The sequence below is a fragment of the Mycolicibacterium parafortuitum genome, from assembly GCF_010725485.1.
In the GTDB taxonomy this organism is placed as follows: domain Bacteria; phylum Actinomycetota; class Actinomycetes; order Mycobacteriales; family Mycobacteriaceae; genus Mycobacterium.
In genome coordinates, this window is record NZ_AP022598.1 from 1,926,233 (window position 1) to 1,947,925 (window position 21,693).

Below are 21,693 nucleotides of genomic sequence, written 5' to 3' on the forward strand. Positions count from 1 at the left end.
GCTTCATTGTGGACACACAGGTGGTGTCCGGGGTCACCCGCCGCGCGATCCGACGGTCACCTGCAACGTGACGCGTTGTCCGCCGCGCATCACCACCAGCGACTGCGGTGTCCCGGGTCGGCTGCGACGGAGCGCCCCGAGCAGATCCTCGACCGACTTCACCTGATCGTCGCCGAGGCCGACGATGACGTCGCCGGGGCGCACCCCCGCTGTAGACGCCGGGCTGTTGGGCTCGACTCCGCGCACGAGCGCGCCGCTGTCGACCGGGACGCCGAGTTCGCGCCGGATCGCCGGGGTCAGCCGGCTCGTCGAGACGCCGAGGAACGGATGTGTCGCGCGGCCGGTGCGCAGCAGCTGTTCGGTGACGTCGAGGACCGTCGAGGTCGGGATCGCGAAGCCGAGCGACACCGCGCCGGCTGTCGGCGGAATGTAGGCCTCGTTGACCCCGACGACCCGTCCGTCCGCGTCGAGCAGCGCGCCGCCGGAGTTGCCGGGTGAGATGGACGCGTCGGTCTGGATGAGGTCCACCAGGGACGCGCTCTCCAGGGCCGAGTCCGGAATGTTGCGGTTGAGCCCGGAGATGATGCCCAGCGTCGCGGTGTTCTCGAACCCGAGTGGGCTCCCGATGGCGATGGCGATGTCTCCCGGGCGAGGCAACTCGCTGCGGTACTCGGGCACTGGCAGGTTGCCACGCTCGGAGCGAACCACGGCCAGATCGGTCACCTCGTCGGTGGCCAGCACCTGCCCGGTGACGCTGGCGCCATCGGCGAACCCGATCGTGACCTGCCGGGAGCTCCCGACGACGTGGGCGTTGGTGACGATGATGTCGGGACGGAGCACCACCCCGCTGCCGACGCCGCCATCGATCTGGATGGTGACCACGCTGGGGCTGACCTGCTCCACCACGTCGGCGAAGCCGGGTGCGATCGGGTTGTCAGGCGGTGCCGCACCCGGAGGCGGGGCACTCGTGGGTGCGGCCTCCGTGGACGACGCGCCCTCCGGTTTCGCCGCCGACGTCTGAGCATCCTGGGGGGCGGGTGCGCCGCACGACGTCAACAACAGCACTGCCGCTCCCATTGCGGCCATCGGTGCCCGAGTCACCCAGACAAATTACCCGGCACCGGGGCGCGCCAAGCGTGTCGGCCGATCTGACTATCACAGCGCCCAATACCGCGTACTATACACTCGTACAGCGCCCGGGCACGGAGAAACGTGAGGTGGCAGTGACGCGCTACGACTACATCATCGCCGGGGCCGGCTCGGCCGGATGTGTGCTGGCCAACCGCCTGTCCGCGGACCCCAGGAACAGCGTGCTGCTGCTGGAGGCCGGCGGCGGCGACCGCAACCTGTGGCTGCACATTCCCAAGGGGGCCGGGAAGCTGTTCGAGAGCGAACGGCACATGTGGCACTACGAGACCACACCGTTCGGCCCGAAGCCCCATGTCGAACAGTGGATGCGCGGCAAGGTCCTCGGCGGGTCCAGCGCGATCAACGGCATGATCTACAACCGCGGCCAGCGCGCGGACTACGACGGCCTGGAGCAGCTGGGCAACAAGGGCTGGGGCTGGGACGACATCCTGCCGATCTTCAAGGCCTTCGAGAACCACGAGTTCGGCGCGTCGGCCACCCGCGGGTCCGGTGGTCCGTTGCACATCTCGGTGCCGCGCGACCCCGACCCGCTGTGCGAGGAGATGATCGACGCCGCGGCGGCCGCCGGCATCTCGCGGGTGCGTGACATCAACGAGTCCGATGACGAGCGAATCGGATACGCGACGTCGACGATCCGCGGCGGCCTGCGCGTCAGCGCGGCGACGGCGTTCCTGAAGCCCGCGCTGAACCGGCCGAACCTGACGGTGCGCACGGGTGCGTTGGTCCGGCGCGTGCTGTTCGAGGGTGGAAGAGCCGTCGGTGTCGAGGTCGGCGCCGGAAGCGGCGTCGAGCAGCTGCACGCTCGGGAGGTGGTGCTGTCGCTGGGCAGCCTGAACACCCCGAAAGTGTTGCAGCTCTCCGGTATCGGACCGCGCGACGTGCTGACCGCTGCCGGGGTCCCGGTGTTCGCCGACCGCGACAACGTCGGCAGGCGGATGCGGGAGCACCGCTGTGCCACTCTGCGCTTCCGGCTCAAGGAGGACCTGGGTTACAACAAACTGCTCGCGACCAGCCTCGGTCAGGCGATCACCGGCGTGAAGTATCTGGCCACCCGCAAGGGTCCGCTGGCCGCACCGTCGTTCGACATCGTGGGCTTCGTCAAGGACCGCCCCGACGACGAGCGGCCCTATGGCCAGGTGATGATGGGTCCGTGGACACTGCCGCCGTACAACACCGGCGAGCCGGTGGTCATCGAGCGTGAGCCCGGAATCTCCTGCCTCGGAATGGTTCTGCGCCCCACCTCGCAGGGATCGGTCGAGATCACGTCGGCCGATCCCGCGGGTGCGTTGCGGATCGACGCGAACTATCTGACCTCCGAGCACGACCGCACCGCGACGGCGAACCTGTTGCGCCGGATGCGGTCGATCTTCGAGCAGTCCCCGATCGCCGAGCGGATCCGCCACGAGACGTATCCCGGCCCCCGGGTGGACAGCGACGAGGAGCTGGTCGATGCCGCCCTCGACGGCGGGTACTGCGGCTATCACGCGGTGGGTACCTGCGCGATGGGGCCGAACGACGACGACGTGGTGGACAGCCAACTGCGGGTGCGGGGTGTCGAGCGGTTGCGGGTGGTGGACTGCTCGGTGCTTCCGACGATGGTGGCCGGGAATCTGAACGGCCCGATCATGGCGATGTCCTGGCGCGCTGCGGATTTCATGCTGAACGGACGCTGAAGCTACATCACGGCGAAGCCGGCGTCGACGGGTAGCGCGGTGCCGGTGATGTATCGGGCGCCGTCACTGACCAGATATAGCACCGCGGCGCTCACATCGCTGGGTTCGACGAACGGCACCGGCAGAAGGTTGCCCGACATCGCGCTACCCTCGGGGTTCGCCGCGAAAACCTCGGCCATGTGCTCGTTGAAGATCATCGGCGTCGCCACTCCGGTCGGATGGATCGAGTTGACCCGGATATTGTGCGGGGCATACGCGTTGGCGGCCGACCGCATCAAGCCGACGACACCGTGTTTGGCGGCGGCATAGGCGAAGGTCGCCGCGCTGCCGTCGCCGCCGCGGCCGACCAGGCCCTGCATCGAACTGATCAGCACCATGGACCCTCCGGTGCCGCGCCGGATCATCGACGGCGCCGTTGCGGCGATGGTGTGCCAGACCCCGAGCAGGTTCACATCGACGATGTCGCGGTACAGCTGATCGTCGGTGGGGTCCGGGCGTCCGATCGCCACCACTCCGGCGTTGGCGATGACGATGTCCACGTCACCGAATCGGGCGATGCCGCGATCGATCCCGGCCTGCAGAGCGTTCAGGTCACGCACGTCGGCGACCACGGTCTCGACGTCGGCGCCGGCCTCATGCACGAGTTTCGCGGTTTCGTCGAGATCCGCGGTGGTCGCCAGCGGGTACGGAACCGACTCGATATCGGCGCACCGGTCCACGGCGATGATGTCGATGCCCTGTTCGGCCAGTGTCACCGCGTGGCTACGGCCCTGCCCCCTTGCGGCGCCGGTGATCACCGCGACCCTGCGTTGTGCGTTCATCTCAACCCTTCGGATCTGTTGGTCCGAGCATAGAGCGTGTGCTATACATTCGTACAGCGGGCGTGAGGAGATGCGGTGAGTCGTGTAGCGGTGGTGACCGGCGGGGCGTCGGGACTGGGCGAGGCGATCTGCGCCGGCCTGGCCGCGCAAGGCCACCGGATCGCCGTCCTGGACCTCGACGCGGGCGCAGCGGACAAGGTCGCCGCCGACCTGCGAGGCCACGGTGCGCAGGCCATCGGAGTCGCGGTGGACGTCGCCGACGAGGCCGCGGTCGATCGCGCATTCAGCATGGTGCGAACCGAATTCGGGCCGACCGAGATCCTCGTGACCAGCGCCGCGATGGGTGGGTTCACCCGACTCGACAAGATCACCCTCGACGAGTGGAACCGCTATCTCGCGGTCAATCTCACCGGGACCTTCCTGACCCTGCGCGCCGCCCTGTCGGACATGGTCGCGGCGGGATGGGGCCGGATCGTGACGATCTCTTCGGCGGCGGGCCAGCAAGGCGGACCGCGGCAGGCGCACTATTCGGCCACCAAGGGCGGGGTGATCGCCCTGACGAAGACCGTCGCGCGGGATCATGCGAAGTACGGCATCACCGCGAACTCGGTGCCGCCGTTCGCGATCGAGACGCCGATGCTGCGCCGGCAGCAGGCTGAGGGCAAACTCCCGCCGGACGAGTATCTGACCCAGGCGATCCCGGCCGGCCGGGTCGGCGCACCCGAGGACGTCGCCGCCGTGTGTGCGTTCCTGTGCTCGGAGGCGGCCGGATATGTGACGGGTCAAGTCATCGGCGTCAACGGCGGCGCGGTCGTCTGACCGGCGATCACCGAACGACAGAACCAGGAAGGCAGTGCCGATGCGGGTCGAGGTCGAGTCCTCCCGGTGCCAGGGTCACACCCTGTGCGCCATGATCGCGCCGGAGTCGTTCGTGCTCGACGACGTCGACGGTCATGCACACGCCGTACCCGGGCGGGTCCCGGACGGCCACCACGCTTCGGTGGCCGAGGCTGCCCGCTCCTGCCCCGAGCAGGCGATCCTGCTGACCGACGGGGGCTCGCGATGACGAACTACCACTTCGACCGGCACGCCCCCGACTATCGCGACAAGTTTCTCGACATCACCCACGAGATGCACCAGAAGTGCCCGCTGGCCTGGACCGACACCTACGACGGGCACTGGGTGGCTGCGGGCAGCGACGCGGTGTTCGAACTGGCGCGTTGCCCGCACGTGTCCAACGACCACGACGTCAACAACGAACGCCGCGGCTATAAGGGCATCTCGATCCCGCGGATGGTCGAGGCCGAGGGCTTCCGCGGCGGCATGCTCGAGATGGACGACCCGGAGCACCGCTTCTACCGCACCGCGCTGAACCCGTATCTGTCACCGGCGGCGGTGAAGCGCTGGGAGCCGTTCGTCGACGAGATCGTCCGGGCCTGCCTCGACGACCACATCGAGACGGGCCGCATCGACTTCGTCGACGACCTGGCCAACGTGGTGCCTGCGGTGCTCACGCTCGCGATGCTCGGTGTGCCGCTGGCGAAGTGGGAGCTCTACAACGAACCTGCGCACGCGTCGGTGTACACACCGCCGGATTCCCCGGACGCCGACCGGGTGCGCGAGATGTACCTGGCGATGGGTGTGGACCTGTTCACCAACCTGATGGAGATCCGGGAGAACCCACGCCCTGGCATCATCGACGCGCTGGCGAAGTTGCGCATCGACGGCGAGGCGCCGCCGGACATCGAGCTGATCGGCATGCTGAACCTGTTGATCGGCGGTGGGTTCGACACCACCACGGCATTGACGGCACACGCCCTGGAATGGCTGTCCGACCATCCCGATGAGCGCACCCGGCTCAGCGCCGAACGCGACACGCTGCTCAACCCCGCCACCGAGGAGTTCCTGCGGTACTTCACGCCGGCACCCGGCGATGCCCGCACGGTCGCCGAGGACATGTCACTCGGCGACATCGAACTGCGCGAAGGCCAGCGACTGTGGCTGTCCTGGGCGATGGCCAACCGCGATCCCGCCGTGTTCGGCGACCCAGACCAGGTGATCCTGGACCGGAGGGGGAACCGGCACTTCAGCTTCGGCCTCGGCGTGCACCGCTGCATCGGATCGAACGTGGCCCGCACGGTCTTCAAGTCCATGCTCACCGCGGTGCTGGACCGGATGCCGGACTACCGCTGCCTGGCCGAGGGGACCGTGCACTACGACAGCATCGGCGTGATCCAGGGCATGCGGCACCTGCCCGCCGAGTTCACGCCGGGCCCTCGGCTGGGTGCGGGCGTCGCCGAAACGGTGGCCAAACTCCAGAAGATCTGCGATGAGCAAGGTTTGGCGCGTCCGATCACCGAACTCAAGGACGCCGCGCGCATCGAGGAGACGGTATGAGCCGTCCCGTCGCGGTGGTGACCGGAGCCAGTCGCGGCGCCGGTGCTGGGATCGCGCACGCGCTCGGGCGGCACGGCTGCACCGTCTACGTGACGGGCCGCACCGTCGACCCGGGTGGTTGCGCGACGGGGACCATCGGGGAGACGGCCGCCAAGGTCACCGCCGCGGGCGGCGAGGGTATCGCCGTACAGGTCGACCACGGCGACGACGAACAGGTCGCGGCCCTGTTCGCTCAGGTCGCCCGCGACCACGGCCGTATCGACATCCTGGTCAACAACGCGGCCGTCATCCGCGACGAGATGATGGGGCGCACCAAGTTCTGGGAAGAACCGATCAACGTCATCGACACCCTCGACGTCGGCCTGCGCAGCAGCTATGTCGCGACGGTGTACGCCGCCCCGCTGATGGTGCCCAACGGCAAGGGGCTGGTCGTGTTCACGTCGTCCTCGGGCGCGGTGCACTACGCGTTCGGACCCGCCTATGGCGTCCCGAAGGCCGGCACCGACAAGATGGCGGCCGATATGGCCTTCGACTTCCGTGACGTCGGCATCGCCGCGGTGTCGATCTGGATGGGATCGCTGCTCACCGACCGGGTGCGCGGCATCATCGCGAGCAACCCCGCGAAGTTCGGCCACATCCTCGACACCGCCGAAACCCCGGAGCTGACCGGACATGTGATCTGGGCGCTGCACACCGATCCGAATGTGATGTCAGTCAGTGGCCAGACCCTGATCGGGGCCGAACTGGCCGTCAAGTACGGGATCACCGACGAAGACGGTCGCCAACCTCCGTCGTACCGTGACCTTTTCGACGTGCACCCGCCCACGCAGTGCGCACATGTAATGCGATGAGGACATGCGGATCGGACTGACCGGAGGCGCTTCCTCCGTCGACAAGATCGTCGTGCAGGCCCAGCAGGCAGAATCCGAAGGATTCCGCGCGCTGTGGTACGCCAGCGCGGTCGCCGGCGATCCGCTGGTTGCGATGGCGATCGCCGGCCGGGCCACCACGTCGATCGAACTGGGTACCGCGGTGTTGCAGACCTATCCGTGTCATCCACTGCTGCAGGCGAACCGGGTTGCGGCGGCCGCCAATGCGATGGGGCGCCCCGGCCTGACGCTGGGTATCGGGCCGTCGCACGAACCGATCGTCCGTGACGTGCTCGGCCTGTCCTACGACCACCCGGTCCGCAACACCCGCGAGTACCTGCAGATCATCACCGCGTTGCTGGCCGGCGACGACGTGGACCTCGACGGCACGGACTGGAGCGTGCACAGCGCCGGGCGGATGGCGGAGCTCGACCATCCGGTGCCGGTGCTGCTGTCGGCGCTGTCGCCGCGGATGTTGGATGTCGCCGCCGAGTTCGCCGACGGCGTGGTGCTGTGGCTGGCGTCGGCGGCGGTGATCGCCGAGCGGATCGCCCCGGCCGTCGCCGGCGGCCGCATCGTCGCGGGCCTGCCTGTCGCGGTGCACGACGACGTCCGGGACGCGCGCGAGGCGATCGCCGCGACAGCCGGTGGGTACGAGCGGATGGCCAACTATCAGAGCATCATCCGCGCCGGAGGCGGCGCATCAGCCGCTGACGTCGGGATCGTCGGCGACGAAGCGGCGGTGACGCGCCAGCTCGACGAGCTCGTCGCCGCGGGTGCCACCGACGTCTGGGCACAGCCCGTGGCGGTGGGCTCCGATCGGGCGCAGCGCTCGGCGTCCGTGAAACGCACCAGGGCACTGCTCGCGGAGCTGGCCCGGGCGGGTTAGGTCACTTTCCGCGGGGCCGGGCGCCGCGCCCGTAGGTGATGTCGGCGCGTTCGGGGTCCCAGCGGTTGCGGAACACCACGTCCTCCAAGGGTCTACGCCGCACCGGGCCGTGCTTACCTCGCGGCCAACCCACCACCACATGGCCCGCCAGGAACCATTCGTCGGGCACTCCGGAAGCGTCCCGGAGTGCCTTCTCGCCGCCGTACGACGCCCAGCTGGTGATGCACGCGCCGAGCCCCTGCGCGCGAGCCGCGAGGTAGAAGTTCTGCAGCGCCGGGTAGATCGAACCGCCCTGCAGGAACTCCGACGAGAACTCGTTCTTGAACGCGACGAACAGCACCGACGTGAACTCGCCTGCCCGGTCGTGCAACTCGTAGGTGGCCCGGTTGTTGCGGGCTGCCCTGCTGTCGTCCTCCGCAGCGGGCCGGGTCATCCCGTAGATGGATTCGATGGACTCCAAAGCGATCTTGGCCGCCTGCGTGACCGCGGCGCGTTGTTCGGGTCCGTCGAGCACGATGAACCGCCACAGTTGGGCGTTGGCGCCGTTCGGCGCCCAGGTGGCCGCCTGCAGGCAACGATTCAGTGTTTCGTCGTCGACGGGTTCGTCGGTGAACCGCCGGATCGACCGTGCGGTGGACAGCACTTCCCAGACGTCGTCGGTCGGATGCGGCATGTCCATTGGTGTACTCGACTCGAGCCGGGGTGTCCAGCACCACACATGCTGTACAGTCGTACTGCACGATCGGCGGACGATGGGAGTGATGCTGTGAGCGGCAGGTTTTCGATGGAAGGCAAGGTTGCGGTCATCACCGGCGGCGGCACCGGCATCGGGCGCGCCTCGGCCTTGGTGCTCGCCGAGCACGGCGCCGACGTGGTGCTGGCCGGACGGCGCGCCGAGCCGCTGAAGGACACCGCAGCCGAGATCGAGGCACTGGGGCGGCGCGCGCTCGCGGTGCCGACCGATGTCACCGACGCCGACGCGTGCCAGGCGTTGGTCGACGCGACGCTGGCCGAGTTCGGCCGGCTCGACGTGCTGCTCAACAACGCAGGCGGCGGTGAGACCAAGTCGCTGATGAAGTGGACCGACGACGAGTGGCATCAGGTCCTCGACCTGAATCTGTCCAGCGCTTGGTACCTGTCGCGAGCCGCGGCCAAGCCGATGATCGATCAGAAGAAGGGCGCGATCATCAACATCTCGTCCGGTGCCGGCCTGCTGGCGATGCCGCAGGCGCCGATCTACGGTGCCGCCAAGGCCGGTCTGCAGAACCTGACTGGCTCGATGGCCGCGGCCTGGACGCGAAAAGGTGTGCGGGTCAACTGCATCGCGTGCGGAGCGGTCCGCACCCCCGGATTGGAGGCCGACGCGAAGCGTCAGGGCTTCGACATCGACATGATCGGTCAGACCAACGGGTCCGGCCGGATCGCCGAACCGGACGAGATCGGTTACGGCGTGCTGTTCTTCGCCTCGGACGCCTCGAGCTACTGCTCCGGTCAGACGCTGTACATGCACGGCGGCCCCGGACCGGCGGGGGTCTGAGCATGGACGTCAGCCACATCGGTGTCCGGGTGCGCGATCTGGACGCGTCCCTGGAGTTCTACAGCGCACTCGGTTTCGCCGAAGTGAAACGTCTGACCGTCCCCGATCAGATGGCCGAAGGTCTGCTGGGGCTGGCGCCACCGATCGGATTCGAGGCGGTGTACCTGCGCAACGGCGGTGTCGTCCTGCAACTGCTGACTTTCTCCGGGTATCCGGCCCCCGACGAGGCCGAGCGCGGCCTGGTTCAGGCCGGGCTGACCCATCTGTCCATCGCGGTCGCCGATCTCGCCGCGGCGCAGGGCGCGGTGACGGCGGCCGGGGGAGCCGTCGTCGCCGACCCAGGTGGCGGATTCGCGTGCATGGTCCGCGATCCCGACGGTCAGCTGATCGAACTGGTCAACGAGAAGGTGCGTCCGGTCACTTGAGTTCGGTGACCATCGCCGCGTAGCGGTCGAGGAACTCCCATGTGGTCGAGGGGTCGTCGCCGTCCCGTCGGCCACCGCCGACCACCACCCGGGTGAAACCGAGGTCGCGGTACCGAGCGAGACGTTTCTCCGACGGGTCGCCCCACGCCATCACGGTCAGGTCCAGCGTGGCCGGGTCCCGGCCGACGTCCTCGGCCCGTCTCCTGAAGTCCTGCGCCGCCGCGGGGAGATCGCGGTATGCGGCATCACCCGGCAGCCACCCGTCGGCCCACGGCAGGCACTCTCCGATCGCCTTCGGCCCGGTGGCGGCAGCCAGCAGCGGAGGGCCCGGCCGCTGGTGCGGCTTGGGATGGCACCATACCGGCTCGAAGTCGTAGAACTCGCCGTGATGCGACGCCTCATCCTGCGTCCACAACGTCCGCAACGCGGCGACCATGTCCGCCAGCGCCCGGTAGCGGTCCGCCCACGAGATCTCACTCGACACCGCGAGCTCGGCACGCACCCCCACGCCGATGCCGAGCAGTACCCGGCCGACACTGAACTGGTCCAGTGTCGCCACTTGCTTGGCGAACGTGAACAATTCGTGCTCCAGCGGCAGCGCGACCGCGGTGCCGAGCCGCAGCGTGGACGTGGTCTGCGCGGCGGCAAATAGGGACAGCAGGGGATCCCAGATCCGCTGCTGGGCGTGCAGCAGAGCCGGCGGCATGGATCCCGCGGCGGACACCGGGATCTGCGGGTGTTCGCCGACCCACAGCGATTCGAAGCCGCGCTGTTCGAGTTCGCGGGCCAGCAGGTCGGGGGCCATATCGGCCGGGGTGTTCATGCTGACGAATCCGATGTGCATCGACTCTCCCTCGATCGCTTCGCGGTGCTGTACGATCGTACAAGTGAGTGGCGTGTATTACGACCCCTACAACGTCGAGATCGACGTCGATCCGTACCCGGTGTACAGGCGGCTGCGCGACGAGGCGCCGTTGTACTACAACGACAAGTTCGACTTCTGGGCGCTGAGCCGGTTCGCCGAGGTCGACGCCGCGCTCAAGGACGTCGACAACCTCAGCAACGCCAAGGGGGACATCCTCGAGGTCGTCAAGGCCGAACCGGTGATGCCCGACGGGGTGTTCATCAACGAGGACCCGCCGCTGCACACCGTGCACCGGCTGCTGGTGTCGCGGGCGTTCACGCCGCGCAAGATGAACGTCATCGAGGAGCGGGTGAGGGCGTTCTGCCAGGCCTGCCTCGACCCGCTTGAGGGCGGTGATCGCTTCGACTTCACGCTCGACCTCGGCTCCGAGATGCCGATGCGGGTGATCGGCATGCTGGTCGGGATGCCAGACTCGCTGCAGCGCAGCGTCCGCAAGGTCGCCGGGGCGCGACTGCGCAACAAGCCCGGTGAGCCGCTCCCGGTGAAGAAGGACAACTATTTCAACGGCAACATGTTTCGCGATTACGTCGCATGGCGTAAGAGCAATCCGTCCGACGACCTCGTCACCGAACTGCTCAATGTCGAGTTCGAGGACGTCGACGGAAGCCGCCGGAAGCTGGGTGAGGAAGAGCTCTTGGTGTTCCTCGGCGTCATCGCGAATGCCGGCACCGAGACCGTGGGCCGACTGTTCGGCTGGCTGGGCAAGATGCTTGCTGATCATCCGGACGCCCGCCGCGAACTGGCGGCCGACCCTTCGCTGATCCCGTCGGCCATCGAAGAGATCCTGCGGATGGAGCCGCCGGTGCACAACATCGCCCGGTTTGTGGCCAAAGATGTGGAATACCAGGGGCAAACAGTGCCGGCAGGCAGTGCGCTGCTGCTGATGGCCGGCGCGGCGAACCGGGACGAACGCCGGTTCGCCGACCCCGACGTCTTCGACATCCGGCGCAACCCCAACCACCTGACGTTCGGGCGTGGGGCGCACTTCTGCCTCGGTACGTCGTTGGCCCGCATTGAGGGCCGGATCGCGTTGGAGGAGATCCTGAAGCGCTGGCCGGACTGGACGATCGACGAGGAGAAGGCCGTGCGCGCCCCGACAGCGACGGTGCGCGGCTGGGATTCGATGCCCGCGATCGTCGGCTAGCGGAGGCGCACCGGCACGTTGAGCCGGCTGTCGGGACCCGGCACGGGGGCGAACTCCATGGCCCACGCCGGTTTTCCGTGCTGAGCCACCCAGCACGTGCCGGTCGCCTCCGGGGGTGCGGCCAACGCGACCATCACCGCGTCGGCGATGGCCTGCGGTTCCATCACAGGAATCCCGATGCGTTCGACGAGCGGGCGCCGGTCACCGAGCACTCCGGTCTCGGTGATCCCTGGGCAGATCGTGTGTACCGCAATGCCTTCGGCGGCGAGGTTCGGGGCTATCGACCGCATCAACCCGACGACGCCGTGCTTGCCCAACGAGTAGACCGGGTCTGGGTGCCAGGGCATCAACCCCGCCAGAGACGCGGTGGCCAGAATCGCCCGATCCCCGCCGCCCAGCGAACGCATGGTGCGCACCGCCGCCCGGGCTCCGAATACCACGCCGTCGAGATTCACCCCGACCGAGCGTCGGTACTGGGCCAGGTCGAGGGAGCCGATGTCGCCCGACCACTCTATGGTGATGCCGGCATTCAGGAAGGCGAGATGCAGCCCGCCCAACCCTGCCACACACGACGCGAACGTCGCGTCGACCTGGTCGGGATCGGTGACGTCGCAGCGTAACCCGATTCCGCCGACTGGTTCGGCGACCGCCTCGGCTGCCGCGCCGTCGATATCGACGACACACACCCGCATGCCCTCGTCGGCCAGTCGCACGGCTGTCGCGCGGCCGATGCCCGACGCGCCGCCGGTCACCAGCGCGACACGTCCCGCGAGGTTCACACCATCACCACCGGTCGACGGGATCGTCCAGCTTCAGCGGGCGCAGGTAGGAGGCGTCGGTCTTGTCCCACTTGCCCTTGATGAACCCCTGCACCGCGCCCTTTCCGAGGATCGAGGAGTCGCCGCTGATCATCCATTCGATGGTGCAGCGGCGCAGCGCGATCTTCCAGACACCGTCGCGGCGTTCCAGTCGGTCGATATAGCGGCCGCCCATCAGCGACACGATCTTGCCGCCCTTGACCCGCATCGCGCCCATCACGTAGCTCTCGGCATGTGCGACGTCGCCGTCGATCTCGCAGGTGTGGGTGGTGACGTTGTGCAGGTGGTCCTCGAACACCGCGGTGTGCGCCGCATTGGCCCAATCGCCGTATTCGGGACCCGTTTTGACGGTCGGACCGTGCTCGTCGATGCCGTCGTCGAAGTACACGCTGCCCATCAGCTCGGCATCGTGGCGGTCGTGTCCACGGGCCTGGTTCATCACACAGTCGAGGATCGCGGTGCGATCCTCCAGGTACTGCACGCGCTTGCGCAGCTCCTCGAGCTCGTCGGTGTTCGTCAACGTCGTCCCTTCGCCGCAGTGCCCATGTTTGTACACTTGTATAGCACATGGTGGTATGCGCCTGCCCGGCTCGGCGAGCGTGCGTGTCCGCGGGCAACACGCCGTCGAGATCCCGACAACAGCGCACGCTCGCGCCGGTTGGTTAGGGCGAGATCTACCGGGACCGCTTGCGCGCGGGCGGTTTCCGCTTGGCGGCAGGCTCGATCGAGTCGAGATAACCCTCGAAGGCCTCGATCAGCTCGGCGTGTGCCATCTCGACACCGACGCCCTTCTCCAGGTTCAGGAACTTCGGCAGGCTCGACAGCAGCAGCTGCAGTGCGGGCAGCGACAGGTTGCCCCACGGCCGGGCGTCTTCGCCGAACTTCGCGGTAAGCGCGTCCAACTGGAGTTTGCGCACACTCTCGGTCACCGCCGCGATCTCGGTGCGGATGGACTTGCGGTGGTTACCCAGCGCCATGAACTCCGTCATCAGGGTTCCGGTGGCCTCGTCCCAGCTGTACTCCCACAGCGCGCGCAGCGGGTCCTCGACGCGCTTCTCCAGCACCTTGTTCAGGTGGGCCAGGTTGCGCTCGGAGTACCGCCGGATCGCGGCGATGAAGACGTCATCAAGGGTGGGGAAGTAGTACTGCACCAGGGAGGGGGTGACGCCGGCCTTGGCGGCCAGGGCGCGGTAGGTCACGCTTGCATAGCCCTCCTCGAGCATCATCGTCTCCACGCAGTCGAGCAGCGTGTCCCGGGTCTTGGAGGTTTCAGCGCCGACGCGCCGCGACGAGGTCGCCATGGTCGTATTCTGTCATTCCGTCGAGCCTCGGCTCACCGGTTGAGTGGCTTGTAGAACACCAATCCGTTGCCTTTGTTGTCGAAGACCACCGCACGGCGCTCGTGCGCGTCGTCATAGGGGCCCTTCACGATGCCCCCGCCGCTGGCCTCGATCGCCTTGGCCGCAGCATCCACATCGGAGGTCTTGATCCCGACCACCACCTGGCCCGGAATCGGATGGTCCACCGATGTCGCCAGCGCGAGCGTCACCGGCCCGCCGTCGAGGGCGGCGAAGTGGGCTCCGTCGCGGAACTTCAGCGACATCCCCAGCGTCTCGGTGTAGAAGTCGATCGATTCGTCCAGGTTGTCCGTGGACAGGATGATCATCTTGACTTCGTGGTCGCTCATGCGGGATCTCCTCGATGTCGAGCGTGCTTGTAGGCGGCTCATAGAATGTCACGTGAGTTCTTCTTGTATCTAGGGACTTTCGTCTCTTTACCCCGTCACCACCCGCAACGTGTCCAGCGTCGGATCGGCGGCGTAGGCGATACGGATACCCGCCGACCGGGCGCTGTGCAGCGCCTCGAGGACGGCGGCGGTGACCTGTTCGCCCGGGGAGAGCACCGGGATCCCCGGGGGATACGGCGCGACGAGCTCCGCGCTGACCCGGCCGATTGCGTCGCGCAGCGGGACCGTCTCGCGGGGTGCGAAAAACGCGGTCCGCGGCGCCATCTCGGTGACCGGGGTGACCGCGTAGGCCGCCCCGGTGACCACCGGGCGTGGCGACCCGCGGTGCCGCGCGATCGAGGTGACGAGCGTATCGACCAGCTGCGTCAGCGACTCCGCTGTATCCGCCAACGACACCTGCGCGACGATCGTGTCCCGCTCGGCGGCCTCCACCGGCAGACCCGCGGCCAACAGATCATGTTCGACGGCGATGCCGTCGGCGCCGGTGCCCGGCAGCACCAGCGTCAGCTTCAGTGGATCGACACCGGGACCGTCGAGAACCATCAGCCCGTCGACGTCGGACAACCTCTCCCGGGCCCCTCGCACCGCCGAGATCGCTTCGCCCAGCAGCGTTTCCCCGTCGCGTTCCAACAGCGCCCGGGCCGCGTCGATACTTGCCAGGATCGCACCCGCCGGGCTGGTCGTGTGCGTCGCGTCCACGCCCGCGTCCAGCCGCGCCGGATCAATTCGCTCACCGATGGCGAGCACCATCGCCGCCTGACTCCACGCGGGCAGGGTCTTGTGCGCACTGACGACCATCGCGTCGGCACCGAGTTGCAGAGCATGCCGGGGCAGTTCGGGATGGAATCCGAAGTGGGCGGCCCACGCCGCATCGACGACCAGCGGGACCCCGTGGGTGTGTGCGGTGTCCGCGAGCGCGGCGACGTCACCGACGGTCCCGACGTACGACGGGTCGCCGACGAGCACGGCCGTCGCCTCCGGGTGGGCACGCAACACGGCGTCGACGGACGCCGCGGCCACCCCCAGCGGGAGACCGGTCGCCGGGTCGATCTCGGGGTGCACCCACAGCGGCGTCAGCCCGGCCAGCACCAGTCCGAGCAGCATCGACCTGTGCAGGGTGCGACTGACCACCACCGAACCGCCGGAGGCGGAACCGAGCGTCAACGCCAGCGCCTGGTTCGCGTGCGTCGCGCCGCCGACGGAGAAGCGGCACACGTCGGCACCCCACAACCGTGCCGCACGCGCCTCGGCGTCGGCCAGCACGCCGGCGGTGAGCTTCATCGTGTCGAGTCCGGCGTAGAGCGGAACATCGCCGGCCACCACGTCACCGACCAGATCGTGGCGCTGTTTGTGGCCGGGGATCGTGAACGGTGTCGACGGGTTCTCGTGGAACCGCAGCCACGCGTCGAGCAGCGGCGCCTCGGCGCGCAGGCCACGGGGATCGGTGGGCACGCGGCCACGTTAGTGCCGATGACATTGTCCGGGTACCCGGGTCTACGTGAGTATGGATGCTATGGGTCTGCCCGTGTCACCCCCGCTGGAGCCTATGCTGGCCAAGGCGCAGGCCAAGGTACCCGACGAGCCCGGCGTGTGGTCCTACGAACCGAAATGGGACGGCTTCCGCGCGCTGGTGTTCCGGGACGACGATGACGTCGTGCTGCTGTCGCGCAGCGGGAAGGACCTGGCCCGCTACTTCCCCGAGGTGCTCGACGCGGTGCGCGACGAACTCGCCCGGCGCTGCGTCCTCGACGGAGAGATCGTCGTGCCCCGCGAGATCGGTTCGCGCACCCGGCTGGACTGGGAATCGCTGAGCCAGCGCATCCATCCCGCCGAGTCCCGTGTCCGGATGCTGGCCGAACAGACACCCGCGCATTTCATCGGTTTCGACGCGCTGGCCCTCGGGGACAGGTCGCTGATGAAGGAGGCGTTCCGCACCCGCCGTGGGGCGCTGATCGACGCGGTCCACGGCAAGACGTGGTGCCACGTCACCAGCACCACCGAAGACCCCGCGCTCGGTACGCAATGGCTCGACGAGTTCGAAGGCGCGGGTCTGGACGGGATCATCGCCAAACGACTCGACGGGCCCTACCTGCCCGGTAAACGGGAGATGGTCAAGGTCAAACACCACCGCGACGCCGACTGCGTGGCCATCGGTTACCGGATCCACAAGAGCGGTGAGGGTATCGGATCGATCCTGCTCGGTCTCTACCGCGACGACGGGGAGCTCCAGATGGTCGGCGGGGCAGCGTCGTTCACCGCCAAGGCCCGGCTGACACTGCTGGCCGACCTCGAACCGCTGCGCATCGGAGACGATATGCGCGACGGCGAACCGAGCCGCTGGAACTCCGCCGCCGACAAACGCTGGATCCCGGTGCGCCCGGAAAAGGTGTGCGAGGTGGCCTATGACCAGATGGAGGGCAACACCGCCGACGGCAGAAGGTTCCGCCACGCGGTGAAGTTCCTGCGCTGGCGTCCCGACCGCGATCCGGCCAGCTGCACCTTCGACCAGCTCGACGTGCCGCTGAACTACGACCTCAACGATGTTCTGGAGAGCTCCTGATGCCAAGCCCCGCAACCGAAATCGACGTCGACGGAGTGATGGTCCGGCTGACCAACCCGGACAAGCCCTACTTCCCGAAGCTCGGCAAGGACGGCACCAAGGGCAAGCTCGTCGACTACTACCTGTCGGTGGCCGACCGGATGGTGACACTGCTACGGGACCGGCCCGTGCACCTGCAGCGGTTCCCCGACGGCATCGACGGCGAGGAGATCTACCAGAAGCGGGTGCCGCAGAAGCACCCCGGCTACCTCGAAACCTGCACCGTCACCTTCCCGTCCGGGCGCACCGCCGACGCGCTGAAGATCACCCACCCGTCGGCGATCGCGTGGGCAGCCCAGATGGGCACCGTGACGCTGCATCCATGGCAGGTGCGCTGCCCCGACACCGAGCACCCCGACGAACTGCGCATCGACCTCGACCCGCAGCCCGGCACCGGCTTCACCGAGGCGGCGGGCGTCGCGGTCGACGTGCTCAAGCCGCTGCTCGACGAACTCGGCCTGGTCGGCTACCCGAAGACCTCCGGCGGCCGCGGCGTGCACGTGTTCCTGCGGATCGCGACCGACTGGGACTTCGTCGAGGTGCGCCGCGCGGGCATCGCGCTGGCCCGCGAAGTGGAACGCCGCGCCCCGGATGCGGTCACCACGTCCTGGTGGAAGGAGGAACGTGGGAAACGGCTGTTCATCGACTACAACCAGAACGCACGCGACCGCACGTTCGCGTCGCCGTACTCGGCGCGCAAGACCCCGATCGCGACCGTGTCGACACCGCTGACCTGGGACGAACTGCGCGACGCGGACCCCGACGACTACACCATCCTGACCGTGCCGGACTTTGTCGCCGGCCGCCCGGACCCGTGGGCGGGCATCGACGAGAAAGCCCAGTCGATCGAGAAACTGCTGGACATGGCCAAGGCTGACGAGGAACGCGGCGAGGGTGACCTGCCGTATCCGCCGAGTTATCCCAAGATGCCGGGCGAACCGCCGCGGGTGCAGCCGAGTAAGAAGGTCGCCGCGCACTGGGATCAGGACGGCAATCGCATCGCCGACTGACAACGCCCGTTACCCTGCTGTGCATGTCGTTGCCGATCAACACCCTGCGCAAGCTGCTCGCGGCCCTGGCGATCGTCGGGATGCTGGCCAGCGGTATCGGCATCGCGGGATTCATGATCTTCGGCAACCGCGACCTGCAGGAGTCGGCAGCCCCCCGGTACACCCCGCCGGCGCCGCCTCCGCCGTCGGTGCCGACGCCCAAAGAGTTCATGATCGGGGTCGGGGTCACCGCGCAGAACTGCGACCCGGCCGGGGCCTGCCTGTACACCTACACCATCGATCCGAAATATGTTGGGCTGCACCCGTTCCCGGAGACGCCGTTCACCGTCGAATACGAGGTGCTCGGCGGGCACGCACCCCAGCCGGGCAAGTTCACCGTCAGTGGTGACCAGGCGGAGATCCTCAAGGACGTGACCGTCGAGGGCCCGCCCGGGGCGACGTTGTCGGCCAACGTCGTGCGCGTCTTCGAGGCGCCCCCGCCCGAACCACCGGCCGAACCGCCACCGCCGCCTCCCGCCGGTGAACCCGTGCCCGCGCCCGGACCCGATTCGGCGCCCGCGCCGTGACGACGACTCAGCCGCCGCGCAGCCGCTGGCTCCGCAACTTCCACCCCGCACCGAACGCCCGGATCCGGTTGATCTGTTTCCCGCACGCGGGGGGATCGGCCAGCTACTACTTCCCGATGTCGGCCGCGCTCGCCCCCGAGTTCAACGTCTACGGCGTGCAGTACCCCGGCCGGCAGGACCGGCACAGCGAGCCGTTCGTCGAGACCATCGACGACCTCGCCGACCAGGTGTTCACCGCGCTCACCGCGCTCCCTGAGCAGCCCACCGCGTTCTTCGGGCACAGCATGGGCGCGGTGCTCGCGTTCGAGGTGACCCGCCGCTACGAATCGCTGTCCGGCCGTCGCCCGGTGGTCGTCTTCGCGTCGGGCTCGCGCGCACCGAGCCGCTACGGCGACGAATGGGAACGCAAGAGCGACAGCGACCTGATCGACGTGATGCGGGACCTGGGCGGCACCGATCCGCGGGTACTCAACGACCCCGACCTGTTGTCGACGTTCCTGCCCGCGTTCCGCAACGACTACCGCGCCCTGCAGGCGTATCACCGCGGCACCGACGTCGCCGTGCACGCGCCGGTCGTGGTGATGAGCGCCACCGACGACCCGAAGACCAGCGAGGACGACGCCAGGGCGTGGTTACAACACACCTCCGGCGGCGGCCAGGTGCATCTGTTCACCGGCGGGCACTTCTACCTGGAGAAGCAGCCGCAGAAGGTCATCGAGGTGGTCACCCAGACGCTGCGCGACGTCGGCTAGACCTCCAGGAACTCCCGGACCCGGTCCAGCCCGGTCGTCTCGATATCGTTGCGGCACACGGTTTCCCACGCCTGGCGGTCCATCGAGAACGACAGCATCGTGTCGAGCCGGTCGCGGCGCGGCTCCTGGCCGGAGCCGTCCTGTCGATACGGCAGTGACTGCGTGACGCGCAGCGATGCGGCGTTGTTTTCGCTACCGGCCCGCGACGACGCCCCGCGGCTGCGGCAGCGGCAGGTCGTTGTACGTCGCGATACCCGGCGCCGCGGCCACCACCGCCGGGATCGCGTGGATCGGCGGCATCGCGGTCATGATGTGCCCGAGCACGAAGAAGTCCTCGAGCGTCTTGGCGTTCTCGATCATGTCCTGCGGCGGCAGGAAGCCGACCTGCATGTTGACCGTCGGGCGGCCGTCGATGGTGATCTTCCATCCGTCCCCGTCGAGTTGCCAGTCCGGTTCCAGGGTCTGGCCCTTCTTCCACCGCACGTTGATGTCGATCACGGTCCTGCCGTCGACGATTCCCTGCCAGCTCGCGTACACCCCGGCGACGTGACCGGCCGGGATCGTCCACGACGCCATCGCCAGATCCTCTGTGGTCTGGGCGTATTCGGACACACACGTGATCTCGTCGAGCTCGATGCCCAGCGAGTCGGCGACCAACCGCACGGCTTCGGCGAACACCGCCGTGCCCTGCGACGCCATCGGCGCCAGGTCGGGATCGTCGATCGCGGTGCCGAATCCGACCGGGCGCTCGGTGTCGGGGGAGTCGTAGAGCGTGGTGTCGGCGGACTCGGCGATGGTGATCTTGTCGATGCGGTCGCAGGCGGTGCCGGCCACGATGGCCAACAACTCGGCGAAGCCGGGACTGACTCCGGAGCCGAACAGCGTCGAGCCGCCCCGCTGACATGCCTGTGCCAGCTTGTCGCGCCCGTCGCCGAGGTTGTGTCCGGTGATGAACGACGCCGAGGCCACCACGTTGACCCCGGCCTCCAGGATGCGCACCAGCTCGTCGACGTCGATCCACATCGGGTTGTAGACCACGACGTCGGGTTTGAGCGACAACAGCGCATCGATGTCGGCGGTGGCGGTCACCCCGAGCGGTTCGATGCCGACGAGCTCGCCGACGTCGCGGCCGGCCTTGTCCTCTGACCATGCGTAGCAGCCGACCAGTTCCAGGAGTGGATTGGCGGCTATCGCCGCCACCGAAGACTTACCGACATTTCCTGTCGTCCACTGGACGACCCGATATGACGCATTGTTGGGCACTCGCTCAGCATAGGGTCGACGGCTAGCCCGGTTAACGGCTTTGCCGGAAATCAGACGCCGGGCGTCAACAACACCGTGCCGGTGCGTTGTTGGCCGGCCCGGTCGATCCAGGCGAGCTCGAGCGTCTCGCCGGGGTAGTGCCGGTCGAGCACCAGGGTCAGCGTGGTGGTCGAGTCCAGCGGTGTGCCGTCGACGGAGGTCAGGATGTCCCCCGGCTGCAGCCCGGCCTGCTCGGCCGGTCCTCCGATCATCACGTCCCGGATCAGCACCCCGGGCCCGCCCCGCGGTGTGGTCTGGACACCGACCCCGAGCAGGGTGGGCGGACCGATGTGGACCGAGTCGGACCGGACCCCGGCGCGGATCTGGTCGACGACGCCCATCGCGTCGTTGATCGGGATCGCGAATCCTTTACCGCCAGGGCCCATCCGGAAGTTCACCGACGCGGCCGTGGTGATCCCGACGACCCTGCCCGACGAGTCGACAACCGGTCCGCCGGAATCCCCGGCGCGCACCGGGGCCGCGAACTCGAACAGCCCGGTCAGTTCGTCGGCCGATCCGGTCAGGGTGTCCTCGGCCTTCACCGTGCGGCCGAACCCGGTCAGGGTGCCGACCTCCTGGGTCAGCGGTGCGTTGGACCCCATCGCGTTGCCGAGCGCGACGACGGGCTCACCGGGGGCCAGCAGGTTCGCATCGCCGATCGGGGCCGTGGGCAGACCGCCGGCACCCAGTAACTGGAGGACCGCGACGTCGCGCCTGCGGTCGTAGCCGACGAGCTGGGCGGGATACGGACGCCCGTTGACGGTGCCCACGATGCGGTCGGCGCCCTGCACGACGTGGAAGTTCGTCAGGACCTGCCCGCTCTGATCGATCACCACACCGGTGCCGAGACCGACGACGCCCTGATAGTCGACCGTGGTGTCGATACGTACGACGGCGGGTTCGACCTGTGCGGCGGCCGCGACGGGATCACCGGGAGCGGCCGCGGCCGGGGCGGCGGGGGAGACCAGCGCGAGGATTGCGATCAGCGCAATCAGCAGCGCGCGGTGGCGGCGAAGGAGGCCCATAACCATCAATACTGGCTGCGACGTCGGCGGCTGTCGACGTGGGGC

At 68.3% G+C, this 21,693-nt stretch carries 24 protein-coding genes; 13 read left to right on the top strand and 11 right to left on the bottom strand.

Annotated elements, in window-relative coordinates; genetic code table 11:
* Window positions 1-33: 33 nt before the first annotated feature.
* Window positions 34-1,101: a S1C family serine protease gene (locus tag NTM_RS09120; protein WP_232079667.1), complete on the bottom strand. Its 1,068-nt coding sequence runs from the start codon at window positions 1,099-1,101 to the stop codon at window positions 34-36.
* Between the two features lie 122 nt (window positions 1,102-1,223).
* On the opposite strand from NTM_RS09120, the gene NTM_RS09125 reads away from it, so the two are divergent.
* Window positions 1,224-2,822, top strand: coding sequence for a GMC family oxidoreductase (locus NTM_RS09125; RefSeq protein ID WP_163769428.1), 1,599 nt, complete (start codon window positions 1,224-1,226; stop codon window positions 2,820-2,822).
* Window positions 2,823-2,824: 2 nt separating this feature from the next.
* Here the strand turns inward: NTM_RS09125 and NTM_RS09130 are convergent, their stop codons facing one another.
* Complete coding sequence (locus tag NTM_RS09130) at window positions 2,825-3,643, bottom strand: mycofactocin-coupled SDR family oxidoreductase (protein WP_163766100.1); 819 nt, start codon at window positions 3,641-3,643, stop codon at window positions 2,825-2,827.
* 75 nt (window positions 3,644-3,718) lie between these two features.
* Between NTM_RS09130 and NTM_RS09135 the strand changes: the two genes are divergently transcribed.
* From NTM_RS09135 to NTM_RS09155, 5 genes are read left to right on the top strand one after another with little or no spacing between them, the layout of a single operon-like run.
* The gene (locus NTM_RS09135; protein ID WP_163766101.1) at window positions 3,719-4,462 is read left to right on the top strand and encodes an SDR family NAD(P)-dependent oxidoreductase; all 744 of its coding nucleotides are present in this window, start codon (window positions 3,719-3,721) and stop codon (window positions 4,460-4,462) included.
* Window positions 4,463-4,502: 40 nt separating this feature from the next.
* Window positions 4,503-4,709 (top strand): ferredoxin, encoded by a 207-nt coding sequence (locus NTM_RS09140; protein WP_163766102.1) that lies wholly within the window; start codon window positions 4,503-4,505, stop codon window positions 4,707-4,709.
* Window positions 4,706-6,040 carry a cytochrome P450 gene (locus NTM_RS09145; protein ID WP_163766103.1) on the top strand — a complete coding sequence of 445 codons (1,335 nt, stop codon included), beginning with the start codon at window positions 4,706-4,708 and terminating at the stop codon, window positions 6,038-6,040. Before NTM_RS09140 ends, NTM_RS09145 begins: the two co-directional genes overlap by 4 nt.
* The gene (locus tag NTM_RS09150; RefSeq protein WP_163766104.1) at window positions 6,037-6,891 is read left to right on the top strand and encodes an SDR family NAD(P)-dependent oxidoreductase; all 855 of its coding nucleotides are present in this window, start codon (window positions 6,037-6,039) and stop codon (window positions 6,889-6,891) included. The genes NTM_RS09145 and NTM_RS09150 overlap by 4 nt, the downstream gene beginning before the upstream one ends.
* Window positions 6,892-6,895: 4 nt before the next feature.
* Window positions 6,896-7,798 carry a TIGR03564 family F420-dependent LLM class oxidoreductase gene (locus NTM_RS09155; RefSeq protein WP_163766105.1) on the top strand — a complete coding sequence of 301 codons (903 nt, stop codon included), beginning with the start codon at window positions 6,896-6,898 and terminating at the stop codon, window positions 7,796-7,798.
* Window position 7,799: 1 nt separating this feature from the next.
* On the opposite strand, the gene NTM_RS09160 is transcribed toward NTM_RS09155, so the two are convergent.
* Entirely contained in the window at window positions 7,800-8,471 is a 672-nt protein-coding gene (locus tag NTM_RS09160; protein ID WP_179963909.1) for a nitroreductase family protein, read from the bottom strand.
* Between the two features lie 93 nt (window positions 8,472-8,564).
* Here NTM_RS09160 and NTM_RS09165 point away from each other — a divergent pair, with 93 nt between their 5' ends.
* Together NTM_RS09165 and NTM_RS09170 are read left to right on the top strand one after the other, a co-directional pair.
* The gene (locus NTM_RS09165) at window positions 8,565-9,335 is read left to right on the top strand and encodes an SDR family NAD(P)-dependent oxidoreductase (RefSeq protein ID WP_163766107.1); all 771 of its coding nucleotides are present in this window, start codon (window positions 8,565-8,567) and stop codon (window positions 9,333-9,335) included.
* A gap of 2 nt (window positions 9,336-9,337) precedes the next feature.
* Entirely contained in the window at window positions 9,338-9,760 is a 423-nt protein-coding gene (locus NTM_RS09170; RefSeq protein WP_163766108.1) for a VOC family protein, read from the top strand.
* On the opposite strand, the gene NTM_RS09175 is transcribed toward NTM_RS09170, so the two are convergent.
* Window positions 9,753-10,604 carry a TIGR03619 family F420-dependent LLM class oxidoreductase gene (locus tag NTM_RS09175; protein ID WP_163766109.1) on the bottom strand — a complete coding sequence of 284 codons (852 nt, stop codon included), beginning with the start codon at window positions 10,602-10,604 and terminating at the stop codon, window positions 9,753-9,755. The genes NTM_RS09170 and NTM_RS09175 overlap by 8 nt on opposite strands.
* A 43-nt stretch (window positions 10,605-10,647) precedes the next feature.
* Here NTM_RS09175 and NTM_RS09180 point away from each other — a divergent pair, with 43 nt between their 5' ends.
* Window positions 10,648-11,829: a cytochrome P450 gene (locus tag NTM_RS09180; RefSeq protein ID WP_163766110.1), complete on the top strand. Its 1,182-nt coding sequence runs from the start codon at window positions 10,648-10,650 to the stop codon at window positions 11,827-11,829.
* Here NTM_RS09180 and NTM_RS09185 read toward each other — a convergent pair.
* From NTM_RS09185 to NTM_RS09205, 5 genes are all read right to left on the bottom strand, one after another.
* On the bottom strand, window positions 11,826-12,608 hold the full coding sequence (locus NTM_RS09185; protein WP_163766111.1) for an SDR family oxidoreductase: 783 nt from the start codon (window positions 12,606-12,608) through the stop codon (window positions 11,826-11,828). The genes NTM_RS09180 and NTM_RS09185 overlap by 4 nt on opposite strands.
* A 4-nt stretch (window positions 12,609-12,612) precedes the next feature.
* Complete coding sequence (locus NTM_RS09190) at window positions 12,613-13,167, bottom strand: nuclear transport factor 2 family protein (RefSeq protein ID WP_163766112.1); 555 nt, start codon at window positions 13,165-13,167, stop codon at window positions 12,613-12,615.
* Window positions 13,168-13,321: 154 nt separating this feature from the next.
* Window positions 13,322-13,948, bottom strand: coding sequence for a TetR/AcrR family transcriptional regulator (locus tag NTM_RS09195; protein ID WP_163766113.1), 627 nt, complete (start codon window positions 13,946-13,948; stop codon window positions 13,322-13,324).
* Window positions 13,949-13,980: 32 nt separating this feature from the next.
* Window positions 13,981-14,334: a VOC family protein gene (locus NTM_RS09200; RefSeq protein WP_104862721.1), complete on the bottom strand. Its 354-nt coding sequence runs from the start codon at window positions 14,332-14,334 to the stop codon at window positions 13,981-13,983.
* Between the two features lie 87 nt (window positions 14,335-14,421).
* A complete protein-coding gene (locus NTM_RS09205) occupies window positions 14,422-15,846 on the bottom strand; it encodes an aminotransferase class I/II-fold pyridoxal phosphate-dependent enzyme (protein WP_163766114.1) in 1,425 nt (474 codons plus the stop codon).
* Window positions 15,847-15,898: 52 nt separating this feature from the next.
* On the opposite strand from NTM_RS09205, the gene NTM_RS09210 reads away from it, so the two are divergent.
* The 4 genes from NTM_RS09210 to NTM_RS09225 are packed head-to-tail and all read left to right on the top strand — an operon-like array spanning window position 15,899 to window position 19,321.
* Window positions 15,899-16,954: an ATP-dependent DNA ligase gene (locus NTM_RS09210; RefSeq protein ID WP_163769429.1), complete on the top strand. Its 1,056-nt coding sequence runs from the start codon at window positions 15,899-15,901 to the stop codon at window positions 16,952-16,954.
* Window positions 16,954-18,003 (top strand): non-homologous end-joining DNA ligase, encoded by a 1,050-nt coding sequence (gene ligD, locus NTM_RS09215; protein WP_163766115.1) that lies wholly within the window; start codon window positions 16,954-16,956, stop codon window positions 18,001-18,003. The genes NTM_RS09210 and ligD overlap by 1 nt, the downstream gene beginning before the upstream one ends.
* Before the next feature lie 23 nt (window positions 18,004-18,026).
* Window positions 18,027-18,569: a hypothetical protein gene (locus NTM_RS09220; RefSeq protein WP_232079668.1), complete on the top strand. Its 543-nt coding sequence runs from the start codon at window positions 18,027-18,029 to the stop codon at window positions 18,567-18,569.
* The gene (locus tag NTM_RS09225) at window positions 18,566-19,321 is read left to right on the top strand and encodes a thioesterase II family protein (protein ID WP_163766116.1); all 756 of its coding nucleotides are present in this window, start codon (window positions 18,566-18,568) and stop codon (window positions 19,319-19,321) included. Before NTM_RS09220 ends, NTM_RS09225 begins: the two co-directional genes overlap by 4 nt.
* Window positions 19,322-19,513: 192 nt before the next feature.
* On the opposite strand, the gene NTM_RS09230 is transcribed toward NTM_RS09225, so the two are convergent.
* Window positions 19,514-20,584, bottom strand: a complete 1,071-nt coding sequence (locus NTM_RS09230; RefSeq protein ID WP_163766117.1) for an NAD(P)H-dependent amine dehydrogenase family protein — start codon at window positions 20,582-20,584, stop codon at window positions 19,514-19,516.
* Window positions 20,585-20,634: 50 nt separating this feature from the next.
* Window positions 20,635-21,648 (bottom strand): S1C family serine protease, encoded by a 1,014-nt coding sequence (locus NTM_RS09235; RefSeq protein ID WP_163766118.1) that lies wholly within the window; start codon window positions 21,646-21,648, stop codon window positions 20,635-20,637.
* Window positions 21,649-21,693: the final 45 nt, after the last annotated feature.

What these genes read in the sequence shown, in the direction of transcription:
- NTM_RS09160 (WP_179963909.1), bottom strand. Translation starts at nt 8,471, where the DNA reads ATGCCGCATCCGACCGACGACGTCTGGGAAGTGCTGTCCACCGCACGG.
- NTM_RS09220 (WP_232079668.1), top strand. Translation starts at nt 18,027, where the DNA reads ATGTCGTTGCCGATCAACACCCTGCGCAAGCTGCTCGCGGCCCTGGCG.
- NTM_RS09155 (WP_163766105.1), top strand. Translation starts at nt 6,896, where the DNA reads ATGCGGATCGGACTGACCGGAGGCGCTTCCTCCGTCGACAAGATCGTC.
- NTM_RS09140 (WP_163766102.1), top strand. Translation starts at nt 4,503, where the DNA reads ATGCGGGTCGAGGTCGAGTCCTCCCGGTGCCAGGGTCACACCCTGTGC.
- NTM_RS09170 (WP_163766108.1), top strand. Translation starts at nt 9,338, where the DNA reads ATGGACGTCAGCCACATCGGTGTCCGGGTGCGCGATCTGGACGCGTCC.
- NTM_RS09195 (WP_163766113.1), bottom strand. Translation starts at nt 13,948, where the DNA reads ATGGCGACCTCGTCGCGGCGCGTCGGCGCTGAAACCTCCAAGACCCGG.
- NTM_RS09150 (WP_163766104.1), top strand. Translation starts at nt 6,037, where the DNA reads ATGAGCCGTCCCGTCGCGGTGGTGACCGGAGCCAGTCGCGGCGCCGGT.
- ligD (WP_163766115.1), top strand. Translation starts at nt 16,954, where the DNA reads ATGCCAAGCCCCGCAACCGAAATCGACGTCGACGGAGTGATGGTCCGG.
- NTM_RS09210 (WP_163769429.1), top strand. Translation starts at nt 15,899, where the DNA reads ATGGATGCTATGGGTCTGCCCGTGTCACCCCCGCTGGAGCCTATGCTG.
- NTM_RS09235 (WP_163766118.1), bottom strand. Translation starts at nt 21,648, where the DNA reads ATGGGCCTCCTTCGCCGCCACCGCGCGCTGCTGATTGCGCTGATCGCA.
- NTM_RS09130 (WP_163766100.1), bottom strand. Translation starts at nt 3,643, where the DNA reads ATGAACGCACAACGCAGGGTCGCGGTGATCACCGGCGCCGCAAGGGGG.
- NTM_RS09200 (WP_104862721.1), bottom strand. Translation starts at nt 14,334, where the DNA reads ATGAGCGACCACGAAGTCAAGATGATCATCCTGTCCACGGACAACCTG.
- NTM_RS09175 (WP_163766109.1), bottom strand. Translation starts at nt 10,604, where the DNA reads ATGCACATCGGATTCGTCAGCATGAACACCCCGGCCGATATGGCCCCC.
- NTM_RS09145 (WP_163766103.1), top strand. Translation starts at nt 4,706, where the DNA reads ATGACGAACTACCACTTCGACCGGCACGCCCCCGACTATCGCGACAAG.